General features: G+C 46.2%; 1 protein-coding gene. It reads left to right on the top strand.

Going from position 1 to position 364, the window contains the following annotated elements:
- The coding region (locus A3738_RS10690) for an adenosine deaminase (protein WP_369819796.1) at positions 1–364 on the top strand (364 nt) is incomplete at both ends.

Genomic DNA, 364 nt, shown 5'->3' with positions numbered 1-364 from the left:
TGCGGGAGTCTTATTAAACGAACAAGATTTTTATGATCTGACTTGGGCTTACTTACTTACCTGTCACGAGCAAGGTGTTGTGCATACGGAGTTGTTTTTTGATCCTCAAACGCACACCGAACGTGGGATCGATATAGGTGTGGTGTTTGATGGAATAACGCGGGCACTGAGCGACGCGGCAACACAACTTGGCATAACGAGCGGATTGATTTTGTGCTTTTTGAGGCATCTCAGTGAGCAGGATGCATTCGAATGCTTTGAGCAAGCCAAGCCATATTTGCATCATATTCTCGGAGTAGGGCTTGATTCATCGGAAGTTGGGCATCCTCCTTCTAAGTTTGAGCGTGTTTTTGCACAGGCTAGA

This window comes from Oleiphilus sp. HI0066 (genome assembly GCF_001635725.1).
Note: the sequence above shows the minus strand (reverse complement) of the source record. Positions and strands in the feature narration are given on the sequence as shown.